The organism is Pinibacter aurantiacus (genome assembly GCF_019130065.1).
GTDB classification, from domain to species: domain Bacteria; phylum Bacteroidota; class Bacteroidia; order Chitinophagales; family Chitinophagaceae; genus Pinibacter; species Pinibacter aurantiacus.
In genome coordinates, this window is record NZ_JAHSPG010000016.1 from 478,188 (window position 1) to 504,337 (window position 26,150).

A 26,150-nucleotide genomic window follows, 5' to 3' on the forward strand; every position below is an offset into this window, starting at 1 on the left:
TTTTACAAGTAGCTTAAAATAGATTACAAGAAATTAATTTAAAAATTATCATGAAGCATCTCTCTACAATTTTAAGTGTTATTGCTCTCGCTCTGATAGCTGTGCTTTTTTACTTCCAGTTTGCAAACAAAAAACCTCACACTGAAAGTCATGCAGGCCCTGCAGAAAAAGACAACAGTTTCAAAATGGCTTATTTCGACATCGATTCTTTGCAAAACAATTATCAATACTATAAAGATGCTCTTGAGGAATTGAAAGCTAAAGAGCAATCAATGAATAACGAATTGCAGTCTCTTGAAAAAAGTTACCAAAGAAAAATTCAGGAGTGGCAGCAACGTGGCTCGTCCATGAGCCAGTCTGAAGCAGAGGCTGCAAACAGGGAATACCAGCAAATGCAGGCGAATTATCAGCAAAGAAGAGGTATGCTGGAGCAGCAGATCGGTAATTTACAAATGGAGAAAAGAAAGAACATTAAAGAGAAAATCGAAGCCTTCCTGAAAGACTATAACAAAGACAGAAAATACGCTTACATCATCTCTTATGAGCCTGAATTGATGTTTTACAAAGATTCAGCTTACGATATCACTGGTGACCTTATTAAAGGCCTGAATGCCGGATATCAGCCTCAAAAGAAGTAAGAAGCCAATAAATTATAAAAAAATGCGTTCTCATCGGGACGCATTTTTTTATGTCCCTTTAATACCCGGATGTTTTCCTATGCTCCATCCTTAAAATCTTAAACATGAGCTTACCAATTTACGTTGTCGATGCATTTGCAGATAAATTATTCCAGGGCAACCCTGCAGCAGTTTGTCCCCTTCAGGAATGGTTGCCAGACGATGTAATGCAGAAGCTGGCATTTGAAAATAACCTTTCAGAAACTGCTTTTTTTGTAAAGGAAGAGGAGTACTATCACGTTCGCTGGTTTACCCCGGATTTTGAGGTAGATCTCTGCGGACACGCAACTTTGGCAAGTGCTTATGTAATATTCAACTTCATCGCCAAGAAAGCCAAAACCATCACATTCAACTCAAAGAGCGGCATATTAACGGTTTCAAAAACAGATGAAGGCCTGATCCAGCTTGATTTTCCAGCTTATATTGCTGAACCGGTAGACAGCGCAAACCCTGCTTTGATCAAAGGTTTGAGCATTATTCCACAGAAAATTCTCAAAGCGAAAAACTATTTATTGGTATATGAATCGGAAGAAGAAGTTCGAAAAATTGTTCCGGATTTTAACTTTCTGAATGCATTGGGATCAACAAGAGTTATTGTAACAGCTAAAGGCGCTGAGGTTGATTTTGTTTCCCGTTTCTTCGTTCCAAATTCTGTTATAATGGAAGACCCGGTTACAGGATCGGCGCATAGCACGCTGGTGCCATATTGGAGCAAGAAGTTGGGCAAAACAACATTTGTTGCCAGGCAGCTATCGAAACGCTCCGGCACTTTGTATTGCGAATACGTGGGAGACAGAGTGTTGATGGCAGGAAACGCAGTACTTTATTCCAAAGGTGAGTACTTCCTGGAGCAACTATAGCACATCAATCTAACCATTATTGGGAATACTTTTTGTCATTTTAACCCTACCTTTATTGGATGCCTCTGATTGGGTAACAGCAATTGTATAACTGAATTATCGTATGCTTGGATTAACTATACTGGGAAATAATTCCGCGCTACCGGCTTTTGACAGGCATCCAACTGCGCAAGTGCTTACGTTGGAAGATCAGCTTTTCTTAATAGATTGTGGCGAAGGCACACAAATGCAGCTCGCTAAATACAAAATAAGAAGGAGCCGCATCAACCACATTTTTATCTCTCACCTTCACGGCGATCATTATTTTGGTTTGATTGGCTTGATTACAAGCATGGGTTTACTCGGCAGAACACAGGACCTGCATTTGTTTGGTCCCGAACCCTTGCAGGCAATAATAGATCTGCAATTAAAGGTTGCCGATACTGCACTGCCATATCAACTCATATTTCATGCATTAAGAGGTGATGAAGTAATAATGCAGGAAGAAAAAATAAAAGTTTCCTGTTTTAAAGTTTCTCACAGAATTGATTGCTGGGGATTTCGCTTCGATCAGGTAAAAGCTCCGCGCCGCATCAACCCCGACAATACGCGCAAGTACGAAATACCCGCAGCCTTTTATGAAAGACTGAAATGGGGCGAAGATTACACCACCAAAACAGGCGAGGTTATAAAAAACGAATGGGTTACGGAAGCGGCCCCCAGAGCAAGATCATACGCTTACTCTGCTGACACCATCTATAACGAAGCCCTTGTTGAAAAGGTTTATAATGTAGAAGTGCTATACCACGAAACCACTTATCTAAAAGATCTTGAAGACCGCGCTGCGCTTAGGTTTCACTGTACCACTACACAAGCCGCCACCATTGCGCTTAAAGCCAACGCAAGTCAACTGCTCATCGGTCATTTCAGTTCAAAATATGAAACACTTGATCTCTTTGAAAAAGAGGCCAGGGAGGTTTTCCCAAATACTTTGCTGGCGATTGAAGGAGTGACATATAGGTTTTGAGGAAATTAAGAATTAAGAATTAAGAATGCTTCCTGTACTACTTCCTTAACAGAATACACTCTTCGTCTATTGGGTGCGTAATTTTCAAAGGGAAGCTGCACCTGTAATTCTTAATTCCTAATTGTTAATTCTTAATTGACCTCACGCGTATTTCCTCACTTCGCTCGGATACACATTAAACATGCTTTTAAAGCGCTTGGAAAAATAGGGGACATTCTTGTAGCCCAGGCTGTGTGCAATTTCGTTGACGGAAACCATCTCCTTATAACGCAAAAGTTCATACGCTTTTTTCAACCTTTCTTCATTATAAAAATCCGCGAAGTTGCAGTTAAAGTATTTTCTAAAGTTGCGCTGAAAAGTAGATTCTGTTATGTGAAATTTGTTACAAAGCGATTTAAGGCACATTTGAGTTGCCTGCAATAGATTATCCTTCACATAATTTCTTATCTCAATAATTTTTCCAAGCTCGGGGATCTTTACATCGAAACTGAAACTCTTTTCAATGTCCAGTCTCTTTTTTAAATAAAAGGAAATCAGTTCGTTTGTATAAGCGTTAATGTCAAAATATGTAGCAGGACCATCTGATTTGTCGAAAGAGTAATCAAGTATTTTTTTCGCTGCCTTTATTTCATTCAGAGTGAGATCATTTTTGCAAAACAGATTATCTATACTAAGGATTTTTTGCACTTGCTCTGATGCCTGTGTTGAGATGTATCTTGTTTTTTCAACAAGCCAGCTTTTGTCTATAATCAGCCAGAGCCTTTTATTCAATTTATTGAGCGCTGGTTTTATAGTTAAAGTCAGGGAATTATTGAACGATAAAACTTTGTTTGCTATTTCACCACTTGCGATGGTGCCATTTCGATCTTCCATGGAAAAAGCAGTTTCGTCTGCCGAGAGGTCAAACAAAATCACGAGTCTATCCTTAGACGAACTCTCTTTAATGAATTGGACAGGATGAAAAAACTCCTGCGTACAGGAGAGAATAGATAATCCCTTTGCAAGCTTGAAATATTGAATAGCTCCATTGCCGGAAGAAGATGATAAGCTAATTCTTTGTTCAGAAAATTTATAGCCGAAAATTTGTGAAATGGAGCTTTTGATTAACTGTTCACTGTTTTTAATATCACAATCAAGTTCGAATGGGATTTTAATAAGCATATGATAAGATTGATAGCGTTCAATCGCTAATTGTTTAACTATACAAAGAACAAAAAATCGCTAAAGAAACCCTTTGGAAAAGAGACAAGATTGTGTTGAAAAAGGAAGAAAGCGGGATGGTTTAAAAGCATAAAAGCAGTTATAGATCAATCATCTGCTAGAAAAGGTTCAAAATGTTGAGAAAGCATTGCCTGCGGACCGATCTGCTACACCTTTGCATCAGGTAAGTATTTGGTCATAGGTTACTAATGGGAACCCTCCTTGTCTAAGGAGGGTTATTTTTTTGCAGTAACTGAAAGGATTTGTTAGTTGGTAGTTGGCTGTTAGATATTCTGTTCGAACAGTCATCATTGAAGCCTAACAACTAATAACAAACAACAAGCAACTACTCACTCATTCCTCATAGCTCAACTTTCTGCTACAAAAAGTTCAAAATGAAACGAAAACATTGAAACCGGTATGAACTGCTACATTTTTGCATCAGGTAAGTATTTGGTCATAGGTTACTAATGGGAACCCTCCTTGTCTAAGGAGGGTTGTTTTTTTAATAACTGAATGATTGAATAATTGAATAGTAGTTAAGCCAACAACTAAATTATTCATTAAATCAGTTATTCAATTATTTCTACAAGTGCTGAAGTAACAACCTGATTCCAACAATCGTCAGGCAAACGGCCAACGCCTTAATAATAGTGGTTCCTTTTATTTTGTGGGATAAGAAAGCTCCGAGTTGAGCGCCTGCAACTACGCCGATAGCAAGGTAAATGATCATCTTCACCACTGCAGGATCATTATAGCTTCCTTGCAAATAGTGGGTGACAACACTTATGATGGACATGATCGCAAGAATGAAGTGAGAAGTGGCAGTCGCAATGTGTACCGGAAATTGCAACCATTGTACCATTGCGGGCACGTGCACGATACCGCCCCCAATACCAAGAACAGGAGAGATGAAGCCAACAAAAACACTTATGATAATTCCGATTGTCTGGTTGTAGGAATAAGAATATGTCTCGCCGCTTTTATCTGTCAGTTCGTGATGTTTCCAGTTTCGCGAACGTCTGTCGGAAGATGGTTTTTCTGCTCCGTTTTTCCTGTTTAAAAACAGAAAAATACCAACGCCGATAAGGATAATGCCAAATACAATTGTGAATACCTGAGGGGATATATATTTGGTGGCGCGAACACCTAAAATGGAGCCTGGAATAGTAAACAGAGCAAATAGCAATCCAGCTTTAAAATCAATTCGTCCTGACCTTGCATAGGCAACTGAACCCGAAATGGCATTGCAGGCAACAATGGCAATTGAAATTCCGGTTACAACATCCGGAGGCAACTGCGGAAATGCCAGCAATAATACCGGAACCAAAATAAATCCGCCTCCTGCACCAATTAAAGTTCCCAAAGTGCCAATGATAAAACCTCCTAAAATAAGTACGATAAAATTGTCCATTACTTAGCAATCTTTTGTTTAACCGGTGCAACAAAATGCACATGCAGGGCGTGAAACTAAATGATTTTTTACTTCGTAAAAAGAATAAACAGACAATATTTTGAGCCAAAAAATGAAAATGGGTTTGGCCGGAAAGTCTAGTAAATAAAGGGACTTTAGCCAAATGCAGGACAGTTAAGCAATATAGAGTAGTCTATAATTTCTAGTAATTTTATAGGAGTTATGGGAAGATTTTTTGAGTGTTCTAAAAGCTTTGTGTACGAAGTACGATGTACGGTGTACGAAATTGTTTAGAAAGATGCGCCCGGATGAATTTCGTACATCGTACTTCCTACGCAGTACATCATGCGCTATGTTCATCGTAAAACTCTTCAAGCGATCCAAAATAAACCTCATCCCACCCTTCGATCATGTCCTCATAATCGTCGTCGGGAATATTGGTATGGCGAAGTTCGACAGACGTACCTTTTTTGTGAGGATGTAATATGAAGGTTACAATAGAGTCTTCTGCCTGTTCGCCAAAGTTCCATCGCTGAACAATTTTGCGCCCGGTTTCAAACTCGAGGTTTGTGCCTGAAATAGCATCGTTCCACAACGAAAATTCAGAGTTTGGCTCAGTGCTCATTTGCGCTGGTTCGCCCGTCCACAGTTGAATAGTTGCGGGATTGGTAAGCGCTATATAAACTTCATCAGGAGGCGCTGGCAAGATGTAGTATTTTTTGTAATCCTTCATGTTGTAAAGATAGAAAGGAATGGACGGACTGAATAATTGAAAAACTGAATAACTGAATTTGCGACAAATTCGGGGTTGTTTGCGACGTACAAAATGAAAACACAGGCCTGGTAAAGGTTTTAGAGGCTAATTGGAATAGATGTCGCGAATGCCCCTTCAGATTGTCTTTTTTGCCCATCACAAATTTCTTTTTCGCAAAATACTTTTACATCAGAAACAGCGACACCAAAATCAAACAACACAAAAACCTTTTTTATGACACAAATTGTAGCATACTTAAACTTAAACGGCAAATGCGAAGAGGCGATGAATTTTTACAAAGACTGCCTGGACGCAGAACTTACACTGCAAAAAGTAGGAGACACTCCCATGGCCAGTCAAATGCCTGTAGAAATGCATGGCAAGGTTTTACACTCAATGCTGGTAAAAGATACCATTACATTAATGGCTTCTGACATGAGAGGTAAAGACTTTGTGAAAGGCAACGACACTACCTTGCTTTTTAACTGCAGCAGTGAGGAAGAGATCACCAATTATTTCGATAAACTTTCAAAAGGGGGAACGGTTAAGCTACCTCTGATGAAGCAATTCTGGGGTGCCACCTATGGCGAGCTTATAGATAAGTATGGCAAGGAATGGGCGTTTAATTTCATGGAAGAAACAGCCAATTAAATACAAGTTGTTAGTTGATAGTTGTTAGCCTCTATTATTGAACAATCGCCTTTGAATTCTAACAACCAACTACTAACAACTTTCTCTCAAACACACTTTTTAACAACATCAAACTTTTTTTATGAAACCGAAAACAATTAAAATCGTTTACTGGACACTGACAATCATTTTCTCTCTGTTATTTATCATGGATGGCTTTGGAGGCGTTACTCGTCAAAAAGAAGGTCAGGAAGTTTTAATGCACCTGGGATATCCAATGTATGCGCTTACTATTTTCGGAATAGCCAAACTGTTGGGAGTAATTGCGCTTATTCAGGATAAATACAAAACAATAAAGGAATGGGCGTTCGCCGGATTCACTTTTAATTTCATTGGCGCATTTATGTCAAGAGCCCTTGTTGGAGATGGAGCAGGCGAAACCATTTTTCCCTTGATCGTTCTTGCTTTATTTATGGTCCTTTATTTCTACTGGAAAAAATACCAGCAGGTAAAAAACGTGCGAACAACAGCACAAATACCCGCGCTAGCCCTATAAGTCTTGAGTTTATAGTTAATTATCTTGCGAAAAGATCCTGTGTTTTTTGCACCGGATCTTTTTTAATTAAAAGATTTTTAGAAAATCTATCAAATCAGTAGGAGTTTAAAATATATTGATTTTCAATATAATAGCAATGTCTGGTATTTGTAAAACAATCTGCTCATAGAAACTATTTATACTTTTTTGTATAAATTCATTCGTATCTTTGCGCGATAATTGAAAATGATAAATTCTGAAGCGTATTTATGAATGATTCAAGCACAGATATAGAAAAAGCCGTCCTCAAGGAGTATGAATATGGTTTTGTGACCAATATTGAAGCGGATGCTGCTCCAAAGGGATTGAGCGAGGACATTATCAGATTCATTTCTGCAAAGAAAAATGAACCTGAATGGATGCTCGAGTGGCGCTTAAAGGCTTATAATCACTGGCTTAAGATGGAAGAACCGGACTGGGCCAATGTGAAATATCCGAGGGTAAATTACCAGGATGTTATTTACTACTCCGCCCCAAAACAAAAGAAGAAAGTTGGCAGTTTGGACGAAATTGATCCTGAATTAAGAGAAACTTTTGAAAAACTGGGCATTTCCCTTGACGAACAAAAAAGACTTTCCGGCGTAGCGGTAGACGCTGTTATTGACAGTGTGTCTATTGGTACAACTTTTAAAGCACAATTGGCAGAGCAGGGAATTATTTTCTGTTCTATGAGTGAGGCTATTCAGGAGCATCCGGATTTGGTAAGAAAATACCTTAGCTCTGTGGTGCCTGTTACCGACAACTTTTTCTCCGCACTAAATTCGGCCGTATTTACTGACGGTTCGTTTTGTTATATACCAGAAGGCGTTCATTGCCCGATGGAACTTTCTACTTATTTCCGTATCAACGCTGAAAACACGGGTCAGTTTGAGAGAACCCTCATCGTTGCAGAAGCCGGCAGCTATGTTAGCTACCTTGAAGGTTGTACAGCTCCAATGCGTGACGAAAACCAATTGCACGCAGCGGTGGTTGAAATCGTGGCAATGGAAAAAGCTGAAGTAAAATATTCTACTGTTCAAAACTGGTACCCTGGTGATAAGAATGGTAACGGTGGTATCTACAACTTCGTAACCAAACGTGGTATTTGTAAAGGTGATAACTCTAAGATTTCCTGGACACAAGTTGAAACAGGATCTGCGGTTACCTGGAAATACCCGAGCGTAATATTAAAAGGCGATAACTCTGTTGGCGAATTCTACTCAGTGGCTGTTACCAACAATTATCAGCAAGCCGACACAGGTACTAAAATGATGCACATCGGAAAGAATACCAAAAGCCGTATTGTGTCAAAAGGTATTTCTGCCGGGCACAGTAATAATAGTTACCGTGGTTTGGTACAGGTAAGTAAAAATGCTGCTAACGCAAGAAATTTCTCTCAGTGCGATTCTCTTTTGCTGGGCGATAAATGCGGCGCACATACCTTCCCTTACATCGAAGTAAAAAATAACACTGCTGTAGTAGAACACGAGGCAACTACTTCGAAAATAGGTGAAGACCAGCTTTTCTATTGCAACCAAAGAGGTATCGATACTGAAACTGCTGTTGCACTGATCATTAACGGCTTTGCAAAAGAAGTAATGAATCAATTGCCAATGGAGTTTGCCGTAGAAGCACAAAAGCTTTTGGCAATCAGCCTTGAAGGAAGCGTAGGATAATGGAGAATTGAAAGTGGAAAGTTGAAAATGAAGATCAACTTTCAATTTTCAACTTTAAACTTTCAATTGATATAAATAGTAAGTAAATTAAAATAGACACTAGTATTATGTTGACGATAAGCAATTTGCATGCGGGGATTGAAGACAAAAAAATTTTAAAGGGACTTAACCTTGAAATTAAAGCGGGTGAGGTACATGCGATCATGGGACCAAATGGTGCCGGTAAAAGTACTTTGGCTTCTGTATTAGCAGGAAGACAAGATTATGAAGTAACTGAAGGTTCAGTAGAATTTTTAGGAAAAGAATTACTTGACCTTGCTCCTGAAGAAAGAGCAGGCGAAGGTTTGTTCCTTGGCTTTCAGTACCCCGTAGAAATTCCGGGTTTAAGCACTACCAACTTCATCAAAACTGCGGTAAATGAAATTCGTAAATATCGCGGACAAGATACTTTGGATGCTGTTGCATTTTTAAAGTTGATGAAAGAGAAAATGGCATTGATGAATATTGATCAAACGCTGTTGAGCCGTTCATTGAACGAAGGTTTCTCTGGTGGTGAAAAGAAACGTAATGAAATTTTCCAGATGGCAATGATCGATCCGAAATTGGCTATTCTGGATGAAACTGATTCTGGTCTTGATATTGATGCTATCCGTATTGTATCTAATGGTGTAAACAAATTGCGCAGCAAAGACAATGCTGTCCTTTTGATCACACACTATCAAAGATTACTTGATTACATCGTTCCTGATTTTGTGCATGTATTGTATAATGGACGTATCGTAAAATCCGGTACCAAAGAATTGGCTTTGGAACTGGAAGAAAAAGGTTACGATTTCATTAAAAATGAAATCAACGAAGACGAAGAAGTATCAATTGCGGAAAAACACTAAGACGGACAGATCATGAACATGACAGAACTTTTTAAAGATCAGTTTGCACAACTGCAGGCTGAAGATAAAGATAGCAAGCTGAGTGCCGTGCGTGAACAGGCATTTAGCGCTTTCAACGAATTTGGAATACCTACCGTGCGCCATGAAGAATGGAAATACACTCGCATCGGTACACTATTCGCCAAAGATTATAAATCACAGGTAAGTGGTCAGCCTAATTTCTCTGCAAAAGATGTAGATGCTTATCGTTTACCAGGACATAAAGAAGCAAACGAACTCGTTTTTGTAAATGGCCAGTTTGCAGATAAACTTTCAACTATTCGTTCAAAAGATTTAACGGTATTGCATTTAGCAGAAGCTGCAAAAAATGAATACAGCGAGATCGTGTCGAAACATTTCGGACACAGCAGCGATTATTTGAAAGACGGCATCAATGCGCTGAATACAGCTTTCGTAAAAGACGGCATCTTTATACATGTAAAGAGAAGCAAGATCATTGAAGAGCCTGTTTACATTTATAACATCACCGATGCTGCTGCTGAAAACATTTTAGCACAGCCAAGAAGTTTAATCTATTTGTCTGAAAATGCGCAATTGCAAATCATTGAAACATTTGCTACACGCGGCACCGAAGATAGCTTCACTAACCAGATCATGGAAGTGATAGTAGAAAAAGACGCAAGATTTGAATATTGCAAAATTCAAAACGACTCTGCAAATGCGAGCCAGGTAAGTACAACACATATCAGGCAGACAGGTACGAGTTATGTGAACGCGATCATCGTTTCACTGAATGGTGAGATCGTTCGCAACAATACAAACGTTGTAATGGAAGCGCCACATTGTGAAGCTCATTTATACGGTTTGTATTTCCAGAAAGGCAATAGCCACATTGACAACCATACCATTGTTGATAACGTAATGCCTCACTGCTTCAGCAATGAACTGTACAAAGGCATGATGGATGAAAACAGTACCGGTGTGTTCAATGGTAAAATTTTTGTAAGACAGCCTGCGCAAAAAACAAATGCCTTCCAGTCGAACAAAAACATATTGCTTTCAAACAACGCAAGCGTAAATACAAAACCTCAATTAGAGATTTTTGCAGACGATGTGAAATGTTCACACGGTTGTACAATTGGTCAATTGGATGAAGAAGGTTTGTTTTACCTGCAGTCAAGAGGTATTCCAGAAAAAATTGCAAAATCAATGCTATTGGTAGGTTTTGCTAGTGATATTCTCGATAAGATCAATCTTCCACACATCCGCACATACGTGGATCACCTTGTTGCGGAAAGACTGGGGAATTAATAAACCAATTTGAAAATGTGATAATTTGAAAATTTGAAAATGACAAGTGCAACATATAGTTTCTAAGTAAATGAGAGACTGTTTCACTAAATGCAATTTTCAAATTACCACATTTTCAAATTTTCAAATTGTTATCTATGCAAGTAGCTGCGGATTTACAGAAAGGATTAGACGTTTATGCAATCAGAGAGCAATTTCCTATACTTAAAAGAGAAGTAAAAGGAAAGCCTCTTGTTTACTTCGATAATGCGGCAACTTCTCAAAAGCCACAGGTCGTTATTGATGCGTTGGTAAACTACTACACCAACTACAATGCAAATATTCATCGCGGCATTCACACGCTTGCAGAAGAAGCTACGGCTGCTTTTGAAGCAACTCGCGATACGGTTCAGAAATTTATTGGTGCAGCATCAAGAGAAGAAATAATTTTCACAAGAGGAACTACGGAAGGCATTAACCTTGTAGCATATACATGGGGAAGGCAAAATCTACAGGCTGGTGATGAAGTTATCATCTCGGGCATGGAACATCACTCCAACATTGTTCCATGGCAAATTATTTGTGAAGAAAAGAACGCTGTGCTGAAAGTGATTCCTGTTGACGACAACGGTGAACTCATATTGGAAGAATTCGAAAAATTACTGACAGAAAAAACAAAGATTGTTTCCGTGGTGCATGTTTCAAATGCATTGGGAACAGTGAATCCTGTTAAACAAATCATTGATGCCGCTCATGCGAAAGGCGCAGTGGTATTGATTGATGGCGCACAATCTTCTGTACACCTGGATATCAACGTACAGGAAATGGATTGTGATTTCTTTGCTTTTTCTGCACATAAATTATACGGTCCAACAGGTGTTGGTGCTTTGTATGGCAAAAAACAGATTCTTGAAGCCATGCCTGTTTTCCAGGGCGGCGGAGAAATGATCAAAGAAGTAACGTTTGCAAAAACTACTTACAATGATCTTCCATACAAATACGAAGCCGGTACTCCAAACATAGCTGATGTTGTAGCATTCAAAGCAGCGCTCGATTTTATGACGGAAACAGGCATGAAAAAAATGCGTGATTACGAACATGAATTGCTGGCCTATGCAACAGAGCAGTTGGAGCAAATTGAAGGTTTGAAAATTATTGGTAAGGCTCGTGAAAAAACAAGTCTTATCTCATTTGTAATAGATAAAGTGCATCCGCAGGATGTGGGCATTTTGCTCGACAACCGCGGCATTGCAGTGCGTACCGGTCACCATTGCGCACAAACATTAATGGAACGTTTCTGTATACCAGGAACAATCCGTGCTTCTTTTGCGATTTATAACACGAAAGAGGAAATTGATGCACTGGTAGAGGGATTGAAGAAAGCGATTAAGCTTTTGGTTTAATTAAGAATTAGGAATTAGGAATTAAGAATTGGTTGAAAGTTGTAAAGCCTGATGAACAGTAAAGCCCATCAACTAACAACTAACAACTATTAACTAGCAAGCATGACAATTCAACAAGTAGAAGACGAAATAGTAGAAGAATTTTCATTGTTTGATTCGTGGGACGATAAATACGAATATATCATCGACCTTGGAAAACGTTTGGCTCCTCTGGATGATAAATATAAAATAGATGAGAACAAGGTGAGAGGTTGTCAATCTACAGTGTGGCTCGCGGCGGAATATAAAGAGGACGGTAAGATCTATTTTACAGCAGACAGCGATGCGATAATTGTAAAAGGTCTGATAAGTATGTTGATAAGAGTATTGTCGGGCCGCACACCGGACGAAATTATCAATGCTCCGTTAACGTTCATTCAGCGAATTGGCATGACAACGCATCTGGCGCAGACACGTTCGAATGGTTTGTTATCCATGGTGAAACAAATGAAAAATTACGCTGTGGCATTTAAAATTAAAAATTCTCAATTGCAATAGAAATGAATACAGAAGAATTAAAACAAAAGGTGATTGAATGCTTGCAGACAATCTTCGATCCTGAGATTCCTGTAAGCATTTGGGAGTTGGGTTTGGTTTACGAAGTTGAAGTATTACCCATCAATAATGTTCAGATTGTGATGACGCTTACAGCACCAAGTTGCCCGGCCGCACAATCATTACCAATAGAAGTTGACCAGAAAGTGCGCATGATAGAAGGGGTGAACGATGTCTATGTTTCTGTTACCTGGACACCAAAATGGGACAAGAGCATGATGAGCGAAGCAGCAGCCCTGGAACTGGGATTTATGTAGGGGCTTATCGCGTAAGCCCTCAATTGAAAATGAGATTGATTCAAAGCAAACGATTGAATAACTGAGTAACTGAATAACTGAAGGGTTGCTCGGTTTAAAACCTTCAGTTATTCAGTTACTCAGTCATTCAGTTATTAAAAACATCAGGAAAAGTTCAAATGAAAATAACGGCACAAGAAGAATATGGTTTGCGCATATTAATACGCATTGCAGGTTGTAAAGATGCTGCCGGTATAAGCATTCCTCAACTGAGCGAATCGGAAGGACTGAGCAGTCACTACGTTGCAAAGCTTGCAAGGGTATTGAGAATGGGCGGTTTTATCAAAAGTACACCTGGAAATAAAGGTGGCTACTTATTGGCAAAATCTGCAAAGGATATTGTTATCAAAGACGTACTTACTGTATTGGGCGGTGAGATATTCGATAAAGAATTCTGCGGCTTGCATACCGGAGCCATGAGATTATGTACAAACTCTGTTGACTGTTCTGCCAGATCGCTCTGGCAAATGGTACAGTTTGTAGTAAACCAACTACTGGTAAGAATTACATTGCACGACCTTGTAAGCAACGAAACTGAATCTTCAAAAAACCTGGGCAGCCTGTTAAAGGAAAGCCTGGTATTAGCGGAATAAAACAGTTTACGCAAAGAATTATTGGTAGAGACAAGGCATTGCCTTGTCTTTTTTATTTGCAGACAGGTTCTATATCACAGACAAGGCAATGCCTTGTCTCTACTATTTTACGCCTGCTACACTTGCAAAAGCGCTAAATCAGTATTAGTTTAGTGTATACTCAGGTACACTCGAAGAAACACAAAAAGGACATTCGATTCGGCGCACCTGATCAACACCATTTAATAAGCCATCAATGAAAAAGTTGACAGAACCGGGCCGTGTTATGTACTCTATCGGCCTAATAGGTCTTTCTATTATCTGTTTTATTTCAAAGGATTTTATCGTTGGCCGCCCTCCGGCCTGGCCCGCCAGCCTTAACCTGAATCCTGCGCTGGCTTATGTTTCCGCTACTATTCTGATTATTCTATGCCTTGGCATTATTTTAAGAAAAAGTCCCGTTATTTCTGCACTATTGATTGCATTGCTTATTTTCTTTCTTACTGTTATCAGAGCATTGTTCCATTTTATGAATGACTGGGTGAATGGTTATAAAGCCATCGCACTAATGGGAGGTGCCCTGATCATTGCGGCCAGTTTTTTAGAAAACAAGCACAACATCATTCCCAACGCTTCCATGCGTGACAGCAGACGAAGAATGCTGATCATCGCTGGTACTATTCTTATTGCTCCGTTTTTAATAGCAGGTGGGTATGCGCATTTTAAGTATGCAGATTTTGTAAAAGATCTAATTCCCGCCTATATTCCCTTTCATTTGTTCTGGACGTACTTCTGCGGAGTGTGCCTTATTGCCGGGGGCATTGGCATTCTCATGCGACCCACCATACATCTCGCTTCGCTTCTTTGTGGCATCATGATCTTTGGCTGGTTTATTTTACTGCATGTGCCAAGATTTGTTTCCAATATGAACGACGCCAGCGACAGAATGGGACTTTGCGAATCATTTGCATTCGCAGGTGTTTTCTTTACACTGGCTGCAATAACGAAGAGAAGAAAGCGCATAGTCATCAACCAGGAATAATGTTGGTAAGTGCTGTTGCAAATAGAGATTACTTTAGTTAGTTTAGAGTAACAAACAACTCTTTCAATCTCCGGCATGTGCCATATCCTGTCCCCATAAAAAGCTTTATTCATAAGCTTTTCCACAAGTAAAGCATGTGAACGCGATCCGTTACTGTGAGTGATATCTGGTCTCTGTAAACAAGAACGCACAACCCCAAGTAACGATGTTCAACAATGTTGCCCTTGATGTTTTTATAGGACTCGTATTCGTGTTCCTATTATACAGCTTGCTTGCTACCATTTTGCAGGAAATGATTTCTACCAAACTTGCCTTTCGTTCAAAAGTTTTGGAGAAAGCCATAATACGCATGTTGGAAGATGGCAAAGCAACGACGGCAAACGGTTTTTGGAGCAGGTTAAGGTCGTTTGCACATTTGCTTGGCAAACCGAATTTGCTCAAAGACAAAACCATCACTCCCTGGTTTTATGCGCATCCATTGATAAGATATTTGGGAGAAGATAATTTCTACAGTAAGCCCGCGTATATTTCTCCGCAAAATTTTTCAAAAGTGATTGTTGATCTACTGAAAGGATTTGGCAAGGATGATATCAATGAAGTACAAACAATATCGGACTCTATCAACAATGGAAAAATCTATAAACTGCCCATCAATCTTGAATCTGATAAAAAAAATCCCGCAGTAAAAGCACTTCTGTTTCAAAAACAGGACAACGTTGTTTCTGCACTTGAAACCGTTGATATCAATATGGATACAGCGCTGTTTTTGCGCTCCCTGTGGCTGGAGTCCAACGCGGATCTTGACACATTTAAATTAAAGCTTGAAGGTTGGTTCAATGACACAATGGATAGATGTTCGGGTTGGTATAAACGATACAACCGCGTTATCCTCTTCATTTTGGGATTGATAATGGCAATATTCTTTAATGTTGACACTATCGCTATTCATTCGATATTGGCGAAAGACAAAACGGCGAGGGATCAATTGGTGCAAATGGCCATTAGCCGGCAGCAGCAATATGGAAACATCATTAACAATTTGTACGATGATACCGCGAAGTTGCGCAAGGTGTACGCTGCGCAGAATAACGATACAACTATCAACGCAATTTATCAGCAACTCAATAATGATGCAAACACAGCAAACGAGATATTAGGATTAGGGTGGGGTTGGGGTGATACTTGTAAAATTTGCGAAGAAACGTTGACCAAAGAATATTATCGCAAGATCGATTCGTTAAAGCTTATCGTAGATACAATTCAGACAACCCGGGTGTTGAGAGCTACATTGACAGACTCAATCGACGCATATACAACGAAAGCTGAGAAATTGGACAGCAAAGGAAAAGGAGTTGCACAAACTATGGCCAATGCATTTCAGGTACAACAGAAAAATATAGACGCATCGTTACAAAAAATAGGCTCATCAGCCGTAGCTGAGTATACGAGAATGCAGATGTTTAGCGATCGCTGTGCTTACATACAAAATGAGCGAAAACACCATTATTTTAAAAACAGTTCGAGGCAGCAAGGGGGATTTGTAACCATAATTGGTTGGTTGATTACTGCAGTCGCCATTTGTTTGGGTGCGCCGTTTTGGTTTGACATGCTGAATAAGCTTATCAGCATAAGAGGAGTAGGAACGAAAGTCGATGCGGCAAGCGGCAGCGGCGATGATAGCAAAACTTCCGGCAATCAACCGGGCAACAATAATAATGCTCCTACAATAATAGTCAACCCTAATTCAGGAGAGGAGGCCGTTGGATAATATGCTTTTACAGGTTAGCGCAAAAAAACTGAACAAACGAAGTGGTTTTCCACCGAGCCTTGCCGATAAAAACAATATAGTCGGCGTGGCTTTGCAAGGCTTTAAATTTGAAGGAGAGGAAACGGAAGATCCAGCAAATCCCGCGATTGGCAAATGGTATAGAGACAAAGCAGGAATTTACTATTGGGCCGGTGGCGTGATAAGGCTGCCGGGCAGAGTAATTTCTAATTTTAAAAATCTGCCCATCAATCTGCCGACGGGTTTTTCATTTGGTGTAGATGTTTCCCATCATAATGATGCGCCGGATTGGGATGCTTTTAAAAAAGCTGGTTGTGAGTTTGTTTACATCAAAACTTCAGAAGGTGTTGGCACTCCAGATATGCAGGCGGCAACGCACGCACGCAATGCAAAACTGCAAAATTTCAGGATTGGCTATTATCATTTTTGCAGGCCGGATACAAGAAATGGCGGCTCAGTAAGAAGCGATGCAACAGCAGAAGCAAATGAAGTGATCAGCAGAATTGCCACGCTCACGTCGCCAGATCTGCCACTGGTGCTCGATCTTGAAGATCAGCAAACATGGGATTCTCCTTTGGGCAAAACGGATTATTTGCTATGGGTGAATACATTTATTGAAACCATCAATGCCCATCTTACGAAAGGAGTGATGCTCTACAGTCGCAAGGAATACCTCGACAGAAAATTGCCGCCCAATCATAACCTGGGCAAATACAAACTGTGGATGTCCTATTATCCGTCAAGCCCTGATGCTACCAAAGTTCCGGTGCCAAATGGATGGAACGATTGGTCCGTTTGGCAATACACAGAACACGGCGTTGTTGGCAATAATCCAAAAGTTGATTTGAATATTCTAAAAGATAACACGCTTTTTCTATAAATGACACAAATGAAAGTCATAGTGCCGGTACTTAACATTCGCAAAGCGCCTGTGGAAGACTTTTCCGACAAGAGTAATGTAGTGGCGAAGCTATTTAACGGCGCGCCTTTCATAACTGTAAAAGAGAAAACAAATAAACTTGGAAAATGGTACCAGAATGAAAAAGGATATTGGGGCTGGGAAGTGGGGCTGGGCTCACCATCGGCTATAGAGAAACCTATTCCTGATTTGCAGTCTTTTTTGAATTCGTGCTTTGACGGACAAACACTCAAGTCTGAAATCAATTACGGTGCCCTGTTGGAAATGGAAGATGCTGTGAAATTAACATCCGGACAAGATGTGACCATTGGCATACTGGATCACCCCATGAGCAAGTCGATCCAATTTAATAATCCGGTCGCTGCACCTTTTCACGTAAATGACCCGCTGTTTAATTTTCACGCAAACTTCATCGCAGGAATAATTGCGGGAACTACAGGCGTGATAGGATTTGCAAATAAATGTCGGTTGGTTGAATTGCCTATATACAATGCCAGAGCGAGTTCCAGCGGTATTGATATAAATGCGGTATTGCAATTTGTTAATAGAGATGATCAACCTATGATTGTTAATATCAGCAATAAACTGGATGCACAATATAATGATACAATAAGAAATTTCAGACCCAATAAGATTGTAGTTGCCGCTGCAGGAATTGATGAACAGTTGTGCGCCGATACAATCAGAGATCCTGCCTCACTTGATAATGTTATTGCAGTAGGTGCAATAACAAAGCCATTGAGTAATCTACCGAAGCTCAATAACAAAGTAGATTTCGTTTTGCCAAATTTCAATTTCGTATCCTATGGTAAGGCTTCCAATCTTTTTGCGCAGGAAAAAGGCGACAGCTTTGCTTGTGCAGTTGTATCCGGAATCATTGCGTTATTGATATCATCTAACAAAGTTGGATTTGACAAAGCATCAATAAAAAATGCATTGAATGAAATTGCTTTTCCGTCTTCTGTGGAATCATTCAATAGTCTTAACGTCATTAATGTTACGTCATGAAAAGAATAACCTTAGCATTCCTCTTGTTTGTTCCATTTTTATTGAATGCGCAGAATGCTTACTACGATGCAATAAAGCTCAGAACGCTTTATTCAGTTGGAGATGATAAATTAAAGATCGGCGACTCTGCGTTTATCAATATCCCTGATATTCCTGAAGTGCATCAGATATTGCAGTGGTATGTTATGCCTGAAAAAAGCCCTATCGATTCCATGGAGAAATCCTTTAGATACAATCCCTTCCTAAGGTTTGATCCAAATGCTTCCAAAGGTGCATTTACAAGTTTGGTACAATCCGGTATAGGAGCTCTTGGAAATCTTGATGTAACCAACATAGCAGACGGCCTCGCAAGATTTCTCATAAAACGGGGAAAAGAAGAACTGAATATTGCTTTTTTTGAAAGGATGAAGAAATATCTTGATGATCATGTTGAAGCGAGAACATTATTTCCGTCTACCACGGCTTTTTTAGGTAGCATCGCTTCGTATCGTTATTCGGAATTTTTGCAATCATTACGCGAAGCATTTTATAAAGATGTTAGCAACCTGATTGTGAATTTGAATTTACTGATTGATCTTCCCAAGTACCAGCAGCTTTTGAAAACATTACCGGAGATACGTTTGGCGATACGCTCCGCGAAAATAATCAGCGCACTTTCGCAGCCTGATTCATCACTACATCCAGCGATTCTGATCAATCATTTTGCACAATTGAGCGAGTGGGGCGAAATGAACATCAATCTGCAAAGTTCATGGCTGGTGCTGGATAAAATTTCTGAAAGCGTGAGACGTGTTGAATACACAGTGGATACGAAACGGTCATTAACTGTAAAGACAGTACCAATGACGAAAGATACATTTACGGTGAAGATGATTCAGTTGGCCCCAAATCTGTTTAAGACGGATACTACAAAGATTTCCGCAAAAGGCCTTGTAAGGGTTGACAGTGTTGTGTTGTTGAAGTATGACACTATCTATAATAAAGAGGTAGCATGGATAAGGTTCAGCGATTTTAACCAGAATATTTTAAACGACACCCTTACCTTGAGAATATACCTGGGCCTGTTGTATCAAAAGATGCAGAACATTGCTTTCCAGTACGCACCAGGCAAGGATACCAGCGTGCAGGATTTTATGAGGGACAATGCGGATAATATTTTGAAGATTGCAGATCTCATAGAAAACTTTTTAGTGTTGGCAAATGATGTAGAACAAACGTTGAAAGATATCAAAACAAAGAAGAGCAATCTTACCAACGATGATTATTCCACCTACATCGAAAAGGCAATCAATGTGGTAGATTATGGCTTTAAAGTGGCCAATGTGATCAAAGAAGGAATTGCAAATGACAGGTACATTGTAATGGCACGCAATGCAAACAATTTGTACAAGAACATTTACACAAAAAACTATAATGCAGCGGTAATGAACGCGTACCTCATTTTGCAGGAGGTGCTGGAAAAACCAAAGGAAGCAATTGCCGCAAAGGACGCTGTATTGGTCATGGATTCAGCAAACAGAATATCGGCACCTGCAAAAACGAGCTTTGCGGCAGCAAAATCGCGGCTGGACGTTGGCAAGTTTTTTTCTCTTGATTCTATAAAAGATCGTTCCAAATTTGTTGAAGGTGCGCTGAAGTATGGAAATGTGATGGCAAGCATTGTAAAATCACAATCGCCGGAGGAAGCGCAGGCAGCAATAGAAGCGGCAGTGTTGCCTGCCGGAAGCTCGTCCATTAAAAAGAATTCTGCATGGAACATTTCCCTTAATGCTTATATAGGAGGATATTTTGGACGATCGTTTAACAGCACCGATCAAATAGACGGAAGCAATTCAAAAGTGGGAGTGACAGCGCCGGTAGGATTCGCAATAAGCAAGGGCCTCGGATTCTGGAAAGATGGGCGAACACTGGGATCCCTTAGCGCATATTTTACTGTAATCGATGTGGGCGCAATTGCTGGCTATAGACTCAATGACGACAGTACAGCACTCGAACAGAAGGTTACCTTGAATGATATTTTTGCGCCCGGTGGGTATCTTGTTTATGGAATAGGATTGCCTTTTAAAAAAGCGCCCTACATTCCTTTGTCCGTTGGATACGGCTGGCAATACGGGTGTAAGTTGTATTACAAGAATGATGAAGGAAAATTGTTGGTGTCAGATAAGTCACGCTGGAGAAGCAACTGGTTTGTAGCCATAGATATTCCGCTGGCAAATTTCTGGACGAAGAGTTATAGGAAGAAGTGATGAGTTTTGAGAATGAGTGTTTCTATCCAGGAAAAGCGTGCAAAAAATATTGCCCGCTTTTTTTAAAGGATAAGGTGAAGGTTTTTAGAATCGCAGCGAAACACTATATTAAAACAGTGCATTTTGATACGATTAGTTTGCACAGTTTATTAATTTTTTGAGGCTACAGATTTTGGACTCACTCCATAGTGTTTTTTAAACGCCTGTGAAAAATGACTTGTCGATTTAAATCCAAGTTCATAAGCCACATCACTTATTGGAATCGGACAATCTTCCAGTATAGACCGGGCTTTTTCCATTTTCACATCCAGGTAATATTGGTAAGTCGTTGTTCCGACAATCTCTTTGAATTTTGTTTTAAGTTTCGTTTTGCTCATCGCAGCGTTTTTTGCAAGCTCATCTAATGACATTGGTTCGCTGCCAGCATTTTCATCAATTATTTTCTTTATTTCAAGGATCCTGCTGGCATCACAATGGCGACCAGAAGTTTCATCTCTGCTGCTTTTATTAGCGACACGTTTTATGAACAGCGCGAAAATTTTTAGGATATTCACTTTTAACAGAAACATTTCTGAAATAGAGCTTTTTTTGTCAAAATTTAAAATCTCCTGCACCAGTTCATATTTTAATCGTCCTATCCCGGTTTGTAAACTACGGGATATGAAATGCTTTTGCTCAGTGAGATGCCTCATTGTTATAGTGTCGTTCAGGTGGCACAGATTCTTGCCATTTTCAATAGATGACTTCTGCGCCGTTTCTTCCCCTAATGCTTCCTGCAGAAACTCATTTGACATATAGATAATAATTGCCTGGAAGGTTTGTCCCTTTTCAATTTTAAAGGAAGAAGACAGATCAGAGGCGGACCAAAATATACTCGAGTTTACCGTGCCACCAATTTTTGACTCCTTGCCTTCTGCAAAATGAGATATTTCAGAAGGACTGCAGTTGATATGCATTGAATAGTACCTGGAATCCTCTGTTGCAGTTCGTTCGATCCACAAAGGCGTATTAAACGCGAGATTAAAAATACACAAGTCAAGACGCTCAGATAGTTGGTGATAAGAGCATGTGCCTCTTGCAATATTTTCAGGAAAGATAACTTTGTTGTCCCTGAGTTCAATCTTGCCAGGTAACTTTGCATTCATGTCTTTCACCATGTCAACCAACCATTGGTTGCCAATTCCTTCTTTCTTAAACAGTACTTTCATATATCGGATATTAATAGGATTAATTTTTTGGCTATCCCCATAAGCACTCTTGCTCCGGAATGCCTTACATCAAGTTTACAGATGCAAAATTATTTTAACCTAATCCACTAGGGTTTACTAATGAGGCATTCGATTTTAATGAAAGGGCAGGCATAGAAATTTGGGGACGGGGTATGTTTTACAGCGGTTACAAAAAAAGAATCTAATTGCATCACTTTCAATTTATTGTCATTACTCGTCATTGACCTTAAGGTTAACTAGTGTCTTTTTCTTTTGTATTTTTTTAACTTAACGCCAGAAGACGCGTTGTGGGAGCTGGGTATTTATCGACAGGCATATCAGCTGGTTTATTTTAAAAAAGTTCCAGAAGCGCAATATGTGGAGACGGAGTTACATGGCATAGCAACGGGCTATACCTCGATAGTAAATTATGTCGGATAGGTATTAACAAATTAAAAAAGCGTGCATTTTGCACGCTTTTTTAGTTTGAGGACTCTCTTAGTCACAAATTTGAATGATTTCTTTTCGAGGCAACCAATGTAATTTTGAATGTCTAGGCTCTTAGACCAACTGATTTTGGGGACACCCCGTAATGCTTTTTAAATGCTTGTGAAAAATGACTTATCGATTTAAACCCAAGCTCATATGCGAGATCGCTTATCGGAACGGGACCATCTTCAAGCATAGTCTTAGCTTTTTCCATTTTTACATCCAGGTAATATTGATAAACGGTTTTGCCTACAATTTCTTTGAATTTTGTTTTAAGTTTTGTTTTGCATATAGCTGCTTCCTTTGCTAAGTAAGTCAAAGAGATGTGTTCAAAAGGAGCAACTTTGTCTATTAGTTTTTTTACTTCAAAAATTTTTGTCGCGTCGCTGAAGCGGGCATACTTTTCATTGTTTAGATTTTTACTTGAGATGCGTTTTATGAAGAGTGCAAGCAGTTTCAGAATATTGGCTTTTATCAGTAATCTTTCGGTTGTTGAAACTTTTCCGTCAAGACCTAAAATTTCCTGCACCAGCTCACGTTTTTTTTCACAAGTGGTTGAATACATGCTTCTCGAAATGATGTGTTTTTGATCAACGAGCGTTCTATCGGCTTTATTACCAGATATATTATATAGATGACGATTTGCTGCTTCAATACTTTGGCCATTGGCATCGATTGCCGGTAAAGCCAAATCGCCTAAAGCACTTTGCAAGAATTTTTTCGACATGTGAATCACTATTCCTGAGAAAGTTTCTCCAGCCCCAACTTTAATACTGGATGCCATATCCGACGCGGACCAAAAGACACTGGAGTTCCACTCACCTCCAATTTTTGATTCTTTGCCGTCGGAGAAATGCGATAATTGTGCGGGACTACAATTAATGTGCATTGTATAGAATTCTGTTTCTTCAGTAGCCTTGCGCCCAATAGTTGCAGCTGTCTTAAACACAAGATTGCAAACAGAAAGGTCAATATCATCGTCTAATTTGTGAAACGAACTGGAACCCGTCGCAATACTTTCCGGATATACAATTTTTTCGCCTCTTATTTCAACTTTACCTTGGCACTTTTCCCCTGGCTCCGTTGTTGTTTCGATTCTCCACTTTTTGCTTACTGCGTCTCTGATAAATTCTAATTGCATGATTTTCAGTTTTAACTGTTGTGTTTAAAAAAATAATTCAAATAATGTAGTTAGCGCATTGTTTTTGTGATCAATCATGTTAAACAATGACGACGCAAAAGTATTCACCTGCTATCCGCTGAAGTTTATAAAAATGTCATTCGATTTTCGATAAAAGGCAGCGTCAATTTTATGACTTAAGCATGATATTATAGAGTATTGAATTTCATGCCCTAATCTTATAGTGGACACTTGTTTTTCTGGAATCGTCGTTTCACCAGTGTTGTGGTTGCCACACTAATGCAACATGGCAACTAAACTTTTTTACTAGTCCGTTGTTGAAGGCCTAATGAGCTTGATATATGAAAGAAATAATCGCTGACTGGGGCGTGGACAGGCCACATTTCAACAAGTTTTATTATACTATGCTGAATGCGCTCGGGGACGGTGTAGTGTTAAACAACGATAGCATACAAATTGACAATCAGCTCGCCAAAGGCAATGTTGATTTTTTCCCATTCGGAAATGGAATTGCTCTGGTGCGAATAAGTATTTTATTTGCAGAAGCAATCAATTTTAAACGACTGCTTGAAGCTGGACCCGAGTATTATGCCTGTTTATTTTCTTTAAAAGAAGGTGTTGATATGCATGTTTTTGACGGCGAAGCTGACCAACAGGAAATGAACGGACTTGGACTATCTGGAAAGCATTCTGTGCTTTATTTTTCATCAGATGTTCAAAGCCTATTTAGGGTGACACCCGACGAGGAAACAAAAATTGTGATTTTGGTTTTTACGAGTGGTGCCCTTCATGAGATTTTTCCTTATTCTATTAACGGAGAATTTTCGGCTTTTCGTGTTGGCCAGTCTGTAAAAGGATATTCGAACAAGACTGCAGAAATGATTGAGAAAGTAACCGACATATTTGAACATGCATCCGTGGAACGTATTCAATCATTGTATTTGCTAGGAGCCGTTTATCAGCTACTTGCGGTTTTGCTTTTGCAAATTGAAGCGGATCGTGAACTACTTAAGCAATCTACCGGAGTGGTAGAGGTTGCGCGAATGATCCAGATAAGAAATTTATTGATTGCGGATTTTTCAAGTGATTGTCCTCTGCTTGAAGAAATGGCCAAGAAGGCTCAAATGAGTGCTACTAAATTTAAGACCCTTTTTAAAAAGTTATTTAAGTTACCATATTATCAATATTATCAGCGCTATCGTCTGGAGGGGGCCCGCCAAGCTATAATTTTAGGTAAATCTGTTAGTGACACAGCCTATGAATTCAGTTTCAATTCAATCAGTAATTTCAGTGTAGCGTTCAAAAAAATGTTCAAAATATCACCAAGCGAATTAGTCCAAGCTGTGATATTGCTTCTTTATTTTGAGTAAACAACTGTTTCCTTTCGCTTCACATACATTTTTCATTTTAAGCCTTTTTCTAACCAAATCTAACTTTTTAATAAAGTAATAGTGCATAAGAGTTGATTTCTTTGCAGATCGTTTTTTTCAATAAAAAACGAGTATTAAATCTAAATCCAATTTCCATGAAAACACTCATCGGCTTTATCGCCATTTCCATCATTATTTGTCTATTGACCGTAACTATTTTTTGCTTGTGGAACTTCAGTTTTGTCAACTGGCAACTTGTTTCACAGGTCGTTAATACCACCTGTGCTGTATCTGGTAGCTTATTTATCGTTTGGCTGTGTTGCCGAGTTTATTTTACGGAACGTCGATTTGAGGAGCGGAAGGGAAATAGTGCTTATCCTAAAGTGAGATAGTCTTCAGGCAAGTTTGTTTTTGCAGTCCGTAACTTATAGACAGGAAATTTAAGAAAGCAACTTTTTCAGTATAATTCACTCTTTACGCTTGTTGGCTCAAATTGGGATTACAAGAATTTTTGAAACCAAAATAACAGTTTGAGCTATTGCTCAATTTTTGATTAAAACGACCATCAATGAAAAATCTACCTTATGACGAAAAACAAATGATCAAGATTCGTGAGTTGAAACCAATTCGCACTACTCGTGAGTTTGATGCTGTAGAGCGCCTTAAAAGCAATATTTCTAATAGTGTAGCTTATAAAAAGGCCTATGAGCTTTTTTTGAAGATATCTGCACTTATTGAAAGGATGGAAAGAACAATGGAAAGGGCCATGGTTACGAGTTTAAGCAATGCATGCGTTGAAATGCTTATTACGCTTTATAAAATGGATATGTCTGCAGATAAGACCCGGCACATGGCAGCAGCATGTGAAAAAATAGAAGTCGTTGAAATGCTGCTTAGATTGGTAAAAGAATTTAAAATGATCGCAGTGTTTTATATCTCTGACCTCGAAGATCATATCAGGCAGTTAAGCAGACAGATGTATGATGATTTTGATGGCGAGTCGGCATAAATTATAAAGTAAAGACCAGTTAAATCAGCTTATGTTCTTATTTCGTTAAAGAAAAATCCCTCACTCGGCATGTCGCCAAACGAGGGATTGAATTGC

Annotated in this window: 25 protein-coding genes; 20 read left to right on the forward strand and 5 right to left on the reverse strand. The window is 39.3% G+C overall.

All coding sequences use genetic code 11. From position 1 onward, the window contains the following. Positions 1 to 50 precede the first annotated feature (50 nt). The 3 genes from KTO63_RS22995 to KTO63_RS23005 all read left to right on the forward strand — a co-directional run bounded on the left by KTO63_RS22995 (position 51) and on the right by KTO63_RS23005 (position 2,543). Positions 51 to 638 (forward strand): OmpH family outer membrane protein, encoded by a 588-nt coding sequence (locus KTO63_RS22995; RefSeq protein WP_217794303.1) that lies wholly within the window; start codon positions 51 to 53, stop codon positions 636 to 638. Positions 639 to 742: 104 nt separating this feature from the next. After that, complete coding sequence (locus KTO63_RS23000; RefSeq protein ID WP_217794304.1) at positions 743 to 1,537, forward strand: PhzF family phenazine biosynthesis protein; 795 nt, start codon at positions 743 to 745, stop codon at positions 1,535 to 1,537. A gap of 103 nt (positions 1,538 to 1,640) precedes the next feature. Then, complete coding sequence (locus tag KTO63_RS23005; protein WP_217794305.1) at positions 1,641 to 2,543, forward strand: ribonuclease Z; 903 nt, start codon at positions 1,641 to 1,643, stop codon at positions 2,541 to 2,543. Between the two features lie 141 nt (positions 2,544 to 2,684). Here KTO63_RS23005 and KTO63_RS23010 read toward each other — a convergent pair whose 3' ends face one another. The 3 genes from KTO63_RS23010 to KTO63_RS23020 form a co-directional block, all read right to left on the reverse strand. Further along, positions 2,685 to 3,704, reverse strand: a complete 1,020-nt coding sequence (locus KTO63_RS23010) for a helix-turn-helix domain-containing protein (RefSeq protein ID WP_217794306.1) — start codon at positions 3,702 to 3,704, stop codon at positions 2,685 to 2,687. A 625-nt stretch (positions 3,705 to 4,329) separates the two neighbouring features. Next, positions 4,330 to 5,157: a sulfite exporter TauE/SafE family protein gene (locus KTO63_RS23015; RefSeq protein WP_217794307.1), complete on the reverse strand. Its 828-nt coding sequence runs from the start codon at positions 5,155 to 5,157 to the stop codon at positions 4,330 to 4,332. A 343-nt stretch (positions 5,158 to 5,500) separates the two neighbouring features. Next, a complete protein-coding gene (locus KTO63_RS23020; protein WP_217794308.1) occupies positions 5,501 to 5,890 on the reverse strand; it encodes an SRPBCC domain-containing protein in 390 nt (129 codons plus the stop codon). A 255-nt stretch (positions 5,891 to 6,145) separates the two neighbouring features. On the opposite strand from KTO63_RS23020, the gene KTO63_RS23025 reads away from it, so the two are divergent. From KTO63_RS23025 to KTO63_RS23090, 14 genes are all read left to right on the forward strand, one after another. Further along, on the forward strand, positions 6,146 to 6,562 hold the full coding sequence (locus KTO63_RS23025) for a VOC family protein (RefSeq protein ID WP_217794309.1): 417 nt from the start codon (positions 6,146 to 6,148) through the stop codon (positions 6,560 to 6,562). Between the two features lie 121 nt (positions 6,563 to 6,683). After that, positions 6,684 to 7,097, forward strand: a complete 414-nt coding sequence (locus KTO63_RS23030) for a DoxX family protein (RefSeq protein WP_217794310.1) — start codon at positions 6,684 to 6,686, stop codon at positions 7,095 to 7,097. 248 nt (positions 7,098 to 7,345) lie between these two features. After that, entirely contained in the window at positions 7,346 to 8,791 is a 1,446-nt protein-coding gene (sufB, locus tag KTO63_RS23035; RefSeq protein ID WP_217794311.1) for a Fe-S cluster assembly protein SufB, read from the forward strand. A 107-nt stretch (positions 8,792 to 8,898) separates the two neighbouring features. Next, on the forward strand, positions 8,899 to 9,681 hold the full coding sequence (gene sufC, locus KTO63_RS23040) for a Fe-S cluster assembly ATPase SufC (RefSeq protein WP_217794312.1): 783 nt from the start codon (positions 8,899 to 8,901) through the stop codon (positions 9,679 to 9,681). A 12-nt stretch (positions 9,682 to 9,693) separates the two neighbouring features. Beyond that, the gene (gene sufD / locus KTO63_RS23045; RefSeq protein ID WP_217794313.1) at positions 9,694 to 10,992 is read left to right on the forward strand and encodes a Fe-S cluster assembly protein SufD; all 1,299 of its coding nucleotides are present in this window, start codon (positions 9,694 to 9,696) and stop codon (positions 10,990 to 10,992) included. 137 nt (positions 10,993 to 11,129) lie between these two features. After that, the gene (locus KTO63_RS23050) at positions 11,130 to 12,374 is read left to right on the forward strand and encodes a cysteine desulfurase (RefSeq protein ID WP_217794314.1); all 1,245 of its coding nucleotides are present in this window, start codon (positions 11,130 to 11,132) and stop codon (positions 12,372 to 12,374) included. A 102-nt stretch (positions 12,375 to 12,476) separates the two neighbouring features. Next, on the forward strand, positions 12,477 to 12,911 hold the full coding sequence (locus KTO63_RS23055; RefSeq protein WP_217794315.1) for a SufE family protein: 435 nt from the start codon (positions 12,477 to 12,479) through the stop codon (positions 12,909 to 12,911). Between the two features lie 2 nt (positions 12,912 to 12,913). Continuing rightward, positions 12,914 to 13,225, forward strand: coding sequence for an iron-sulfur cluster assembly protein (locus tag KTO63_RS23060; protein ID WP_217794316.1), 312 nt, complete (start codon positions 12,914 to 12,916; stop codon positions 13,223 to 13,225). Positions 13,226 to 13,383: 158 nt separating this feature from the next. Continuing rightward, a complete protein-coding gene (locus KTO63_RS23065; RefSeq protein WP_217794317.1) occupies positions 13,384 to 13,857 on the forward strand; it encodes an RrF2 family transcriptional regulator in 474 nt (157 codons plus the stop codon). Positions 13,858 to 14,092: 235 nt separating this feature from the next. Continuing rightward, positions 14,093 to 14,878 carry a hypothetical protein gene (locus KTO63_RS23070; RefSeq protein WP_217794318.1) on the forward strand — a complete coding sequence of 262 codons (786 nt, stop codon included), beginning with the start codon at positions 14,093 to 14,095 and terminating at the stop codon, positions 14,876 to 14,878. A gap of 205 nt (positions 14,879 to 15,083) precedes the next feature. Further along, a complete protein-coding gene (locus KTO63_RS23075) occupies positions 15,084 to 16,646 on the forward strand; it encodes a hypothetical protein (protein WP_217794319.1) in 1,563 nt (520 codons plus the stop codon). 1 nt (position 16,647) lies between these two features. After that, complete coding sequence (locus KTO63_RS23080) at positions 16,648 to 17,544, forward strand: glycoside hydrolase family 25 protein (RefSeq protein WP_217794320.1); 897 nt, start codon at positions 16,648 to 16,650, stop codon at positions 17,542 to 17,544. 9 nt (positions 17,545 to 17,553) lie between these two features. Further along, a complete protein-coding gene (locus tag KTO63_RS23085; protein ID WP_217794321.1) occupies positions 17,554 to 18,591 on the forward strand; it encodes a S8/S53 family peptidase in 1,038 nt (345 codons plus the stop codon). Beyond that, positions 18,588 to 20,837 carry a hypothetical protein gene (locus KTO63_RS23090; RefSeq protein ID WP_217794322.1) on the forward strand — a complete coding sequence of 750 codons (2,250 nt, stop codon included), beginning with the start codon at positions 18,588 to 18,590 and terminating at the stop codon, positions 20,835 to 20,837. The genes KTO63_RS23085 and KTO63_RS23090 overlap by 4 nt, the downstream gene beginning before the upstream one ends. Before the next feature lie 149 nt (positions 20,838 to 20,986). Here KTO63_RS23090 and KTO63_RS23095 read toward each other — a convergent pair whose 3' ends face one another. Together KTO63_RS23095 and KTO63_RS23100 are read right to left on the reverse strand one after the other, a co-directional pair. Continuing rightward, on the reverse strand, positions 20,987 to 22,045 hold the full coding sequence (locus tag KTO63_RS23095) for a helix-turn-helix transcriptional regulator (protein ID WP_217794323.1): 1,059 nt from the start codon (positions 22,043 to 22,045) through the stop codon (positions 20,987 to 20,989). A 553-nt stretch (positions 22,046 to 22,598) separates the two neighbouring features. After that, positions 22,599 to 23,675 carry an AraC family transcriptional regulator gene (locus KTO63_RS23100; RefSeq protein WP_217794324.1) on the reverse strand — a complete coding sequence of 359 codons (1,077 nt, stop codon included), beginning with the start codon at positions 23,673 to 23,675 and terminating at the stop codon, positions 22,599 to 22,601. Between the two features lie 341 nt (positions 23,676 to 24,016). On the opposite strand from KTO63_RS23100, the gene KTO63_RS23105 reads away from it, so the two are divergent. The 3 genes from KTO63_RS23105 to KTO63_RS23115 all read left to right on the forward strand — a co-directional run bounded on the left by KTO63_RS23105 (position 24,017) and on the right by KTO63_RS23115 (position 26,054). Next, the gene (locus KTO63_RS23105; RefSeq protein ID WP_217794325.1) at positions 24,017 to 25,045 is read left to right on the forward strand and encodes a helix-turn-helix domain-containing protein; all 1,029 of its coding nucleotides are present in this window, start codon (positions 24,017 to 24,019) and stop codon (positions 25,043 to 25,045) included. Positions 25,046 to 25,200: 155 nt separating this feature from the next. After that, positions 25,201 to 25,437 carry a hypothetical protein gene (locus tag KTO63_RS23110; RefSeq protein ID WP_217794326.1) on the forward strand — a complete coding sequence of 79 codons (237 nt, stop codon included), beginning with the start codon at positions 25,201 to 25,203 and terminating at the stop codon, positions 25,435 to 25,437. Between the two features lie 176 nt (positions 25,438 to 25,613). Then, a complete protein-coding gene (locus KTO63_RS23115; RefSeq protein WP_217794327.1) occupies positions 25,614 to 26,054 on the forward strand; it encodes a four helix bundle protein in 441 nt (146 codons plus the stop codon). Positions 26,055 to 26,150 lie beyond the last annotated feature (96 nt).

What these genes read in the sequence shown, in the direction of transcription:
- KTO63_RS23010 (WP_217794306.1), bottom strand. Translation starts at nt 3,704, where the DNA reads ATGCTTATTAAAATCCCATTCGAACTTGATTGTGATATTAAAAACAGT.
- KTO63_RS23015 (WP_217794307.1), bottom strand. Translation starts at nt 5,157, where the DNA reads ATGGACAATTTTATCGTACTTATTTTAGGAGGTTTTATCATTGGCACT.
- KTO63_RS23105 (WP_217794325.1), top strand. Translation starts at nt 24,017, where the DNA reads ATGAAAGAAATAATCGCTGACTGGGGCGTGGACAGGCCACATTTCAAC.
- KTO63_RS23115 (WP_217794327.1), top strand. Translation starts at nt 25,614, where the DNA reads ATGAAAAATCTACCTTATGACGAAAAACAAATGATCAAGATTCGTGAG.
- KTO63_RS23020 (WP_217794308.1), bottom strand. Translation starts at nt 5,890, where the DNA reads ATGAAGGATTACAAAAAATACTACATCTTGCCAGCGCCTCCTGATGAA.
- KTO63_RS23100 (WP_217794324.1), bottom strand. Translation starts at nt 23,675, where the DNA reads ATGCAATTAGAATTTATCAGAGACGCAGTAAGCAAAAAGTGGAGAATC.
- KTO63_RS23060 (WP_217794316.1), top strand. Translation starts at nt 12,914, where the DNA reads ATGAATACAGAAGAATTAAAACAAAAGGTGATTGAATGCTTGCAGACA.
- KTO63_RS23085 (WP_217794321.1), top strand. Translation starts at nt 17,554, where the DNA reads ATGAAAGTCATAGTGCCGGTACTTAACATTCGCAAAGCGCCTGTGGAA.
- sufC (WP_217794312.1), top strand. Translation starts at nt 8,899, where the DNA reads ATGTTGACGATAAGCAATTTGCATGCGGGGATTGAAGACAAAAAAATT.
- KTO63_RS23005 (WP_217794305.1), top strand. Translation starts at nt 1,641, where the DNA reads ATGCTTGGATTAACTATACTGGGAAATAATTCCGCGCTACCGGCTTTT.
- KTO63_RS23110 (WP_217794326.1), top strand. Translation starts at nt 25,201, where the DNA reads ATGAAAACACTCATCGGCTTTATCGCCATTTCCATCATTATTTGTCTA.
- KTO63_RS23065 (WP_217794317.1), top strand. Translation starts at nt 13,384, where the DNA reads ATGAAAATAACGGCACAAGAAGAATATGGTTTGCGCATATTAATACGC.
- KTO63_RS23090 (WP_217794322.1), top strand. Translation starts at nt 18,588, where the DNA reads ATGAAAAGAATAACCTTAGCATTCCTCTTGTTTGTTCCATTTTTATTG.
- KTO63_RS23055 (WP_217794315.1), top strand. Translation starts at nt 12,477, where the DNA reads ATGACAATTCAACAAGTAGAAGACGAAATAGTAGAAGAATTTTCATTG.
- KTO63_RS23025 (WP_217794309.1), top strand. Translation starts at nt 6,146, where the DNA reads ATGACACAAATTGTAGCATACTTAAACTTAAACGGCAAATGCGAAGAG.
- KTO63_RS23030 (WP_217794310.1), top strand. Translation starts at nt 6,684, where the DNA reads ATGAAACCGAAAACAATTAAAATCGTTTACTGGACACTGACAATCATT.
- KTO63_RS23075 (WP_217794319.1), top strand. Translation starts at nt 15,084, where the DNA reads ATGTTCAACAATGTTGCCCTTGATGTTTTTATAGGACTCGTATTCGTG.
- sufD (WP_217794313.1), top strand. Translation starts at nt 9,694, where the DNA reads ATGAACATGACAGAACTTTTTAAAGATCAGTTTGCACAACTGCAGGCT.
- KTO63_RS23000 (WP_217794304.1), top strand. Translation starts at nt 743, where the DNA reads ATGAGCTTACCAATTTACGTTGTCGATGCATTTGCAGATAAATTATTC.
- sufB (WP_217794311.1), top strand. Translation starts at nt 7,346, where the DNA reads ATGAATGATTCAAGCACAGATATAGAAAAAGCCGTCCTCAAGGAGTAT.
- KTO63_RS23050 (WP_217794314.1), top strand. Translation starts at nt 11,130, where the DNA reads ATGCAAGTAGCTGCGGATTTACAGAAAGGATTAGACGTTTATGCAATC.
- KTO63_RS23095 (WP_217794323.1), bottom strand. Translation starts at nt 22,045, where the DNA reads ATGAAAGTACTGTTTAAGAAAGAAGGAATTGGCAACCAATGGTTGGTT.
- KTO63_RS22995 (WP_217794303.1), top strand. Translation starts at nt 51, where the DNA reads ATGAAGCATCTCTCTACAATTTTAAGTGTTATTGCTCTCGCTCTGATA.
- KTO63_RS23080 (WP_217794320.1), top strand. Translation starts at nt 16,648, where the DNA reads ATGCTTTTACAGGTTAGCGCAAAAAAACTGAACAAACGAAGTGGTTTT.
- KTO63_RS23070 (WP_217794318.1), top strand. Translation starts at nt 14,093, where the DNA reads ATGAAAAAGTTGACAGAACCGGGCCGTGTTATGTACTCTATCGGCCTA.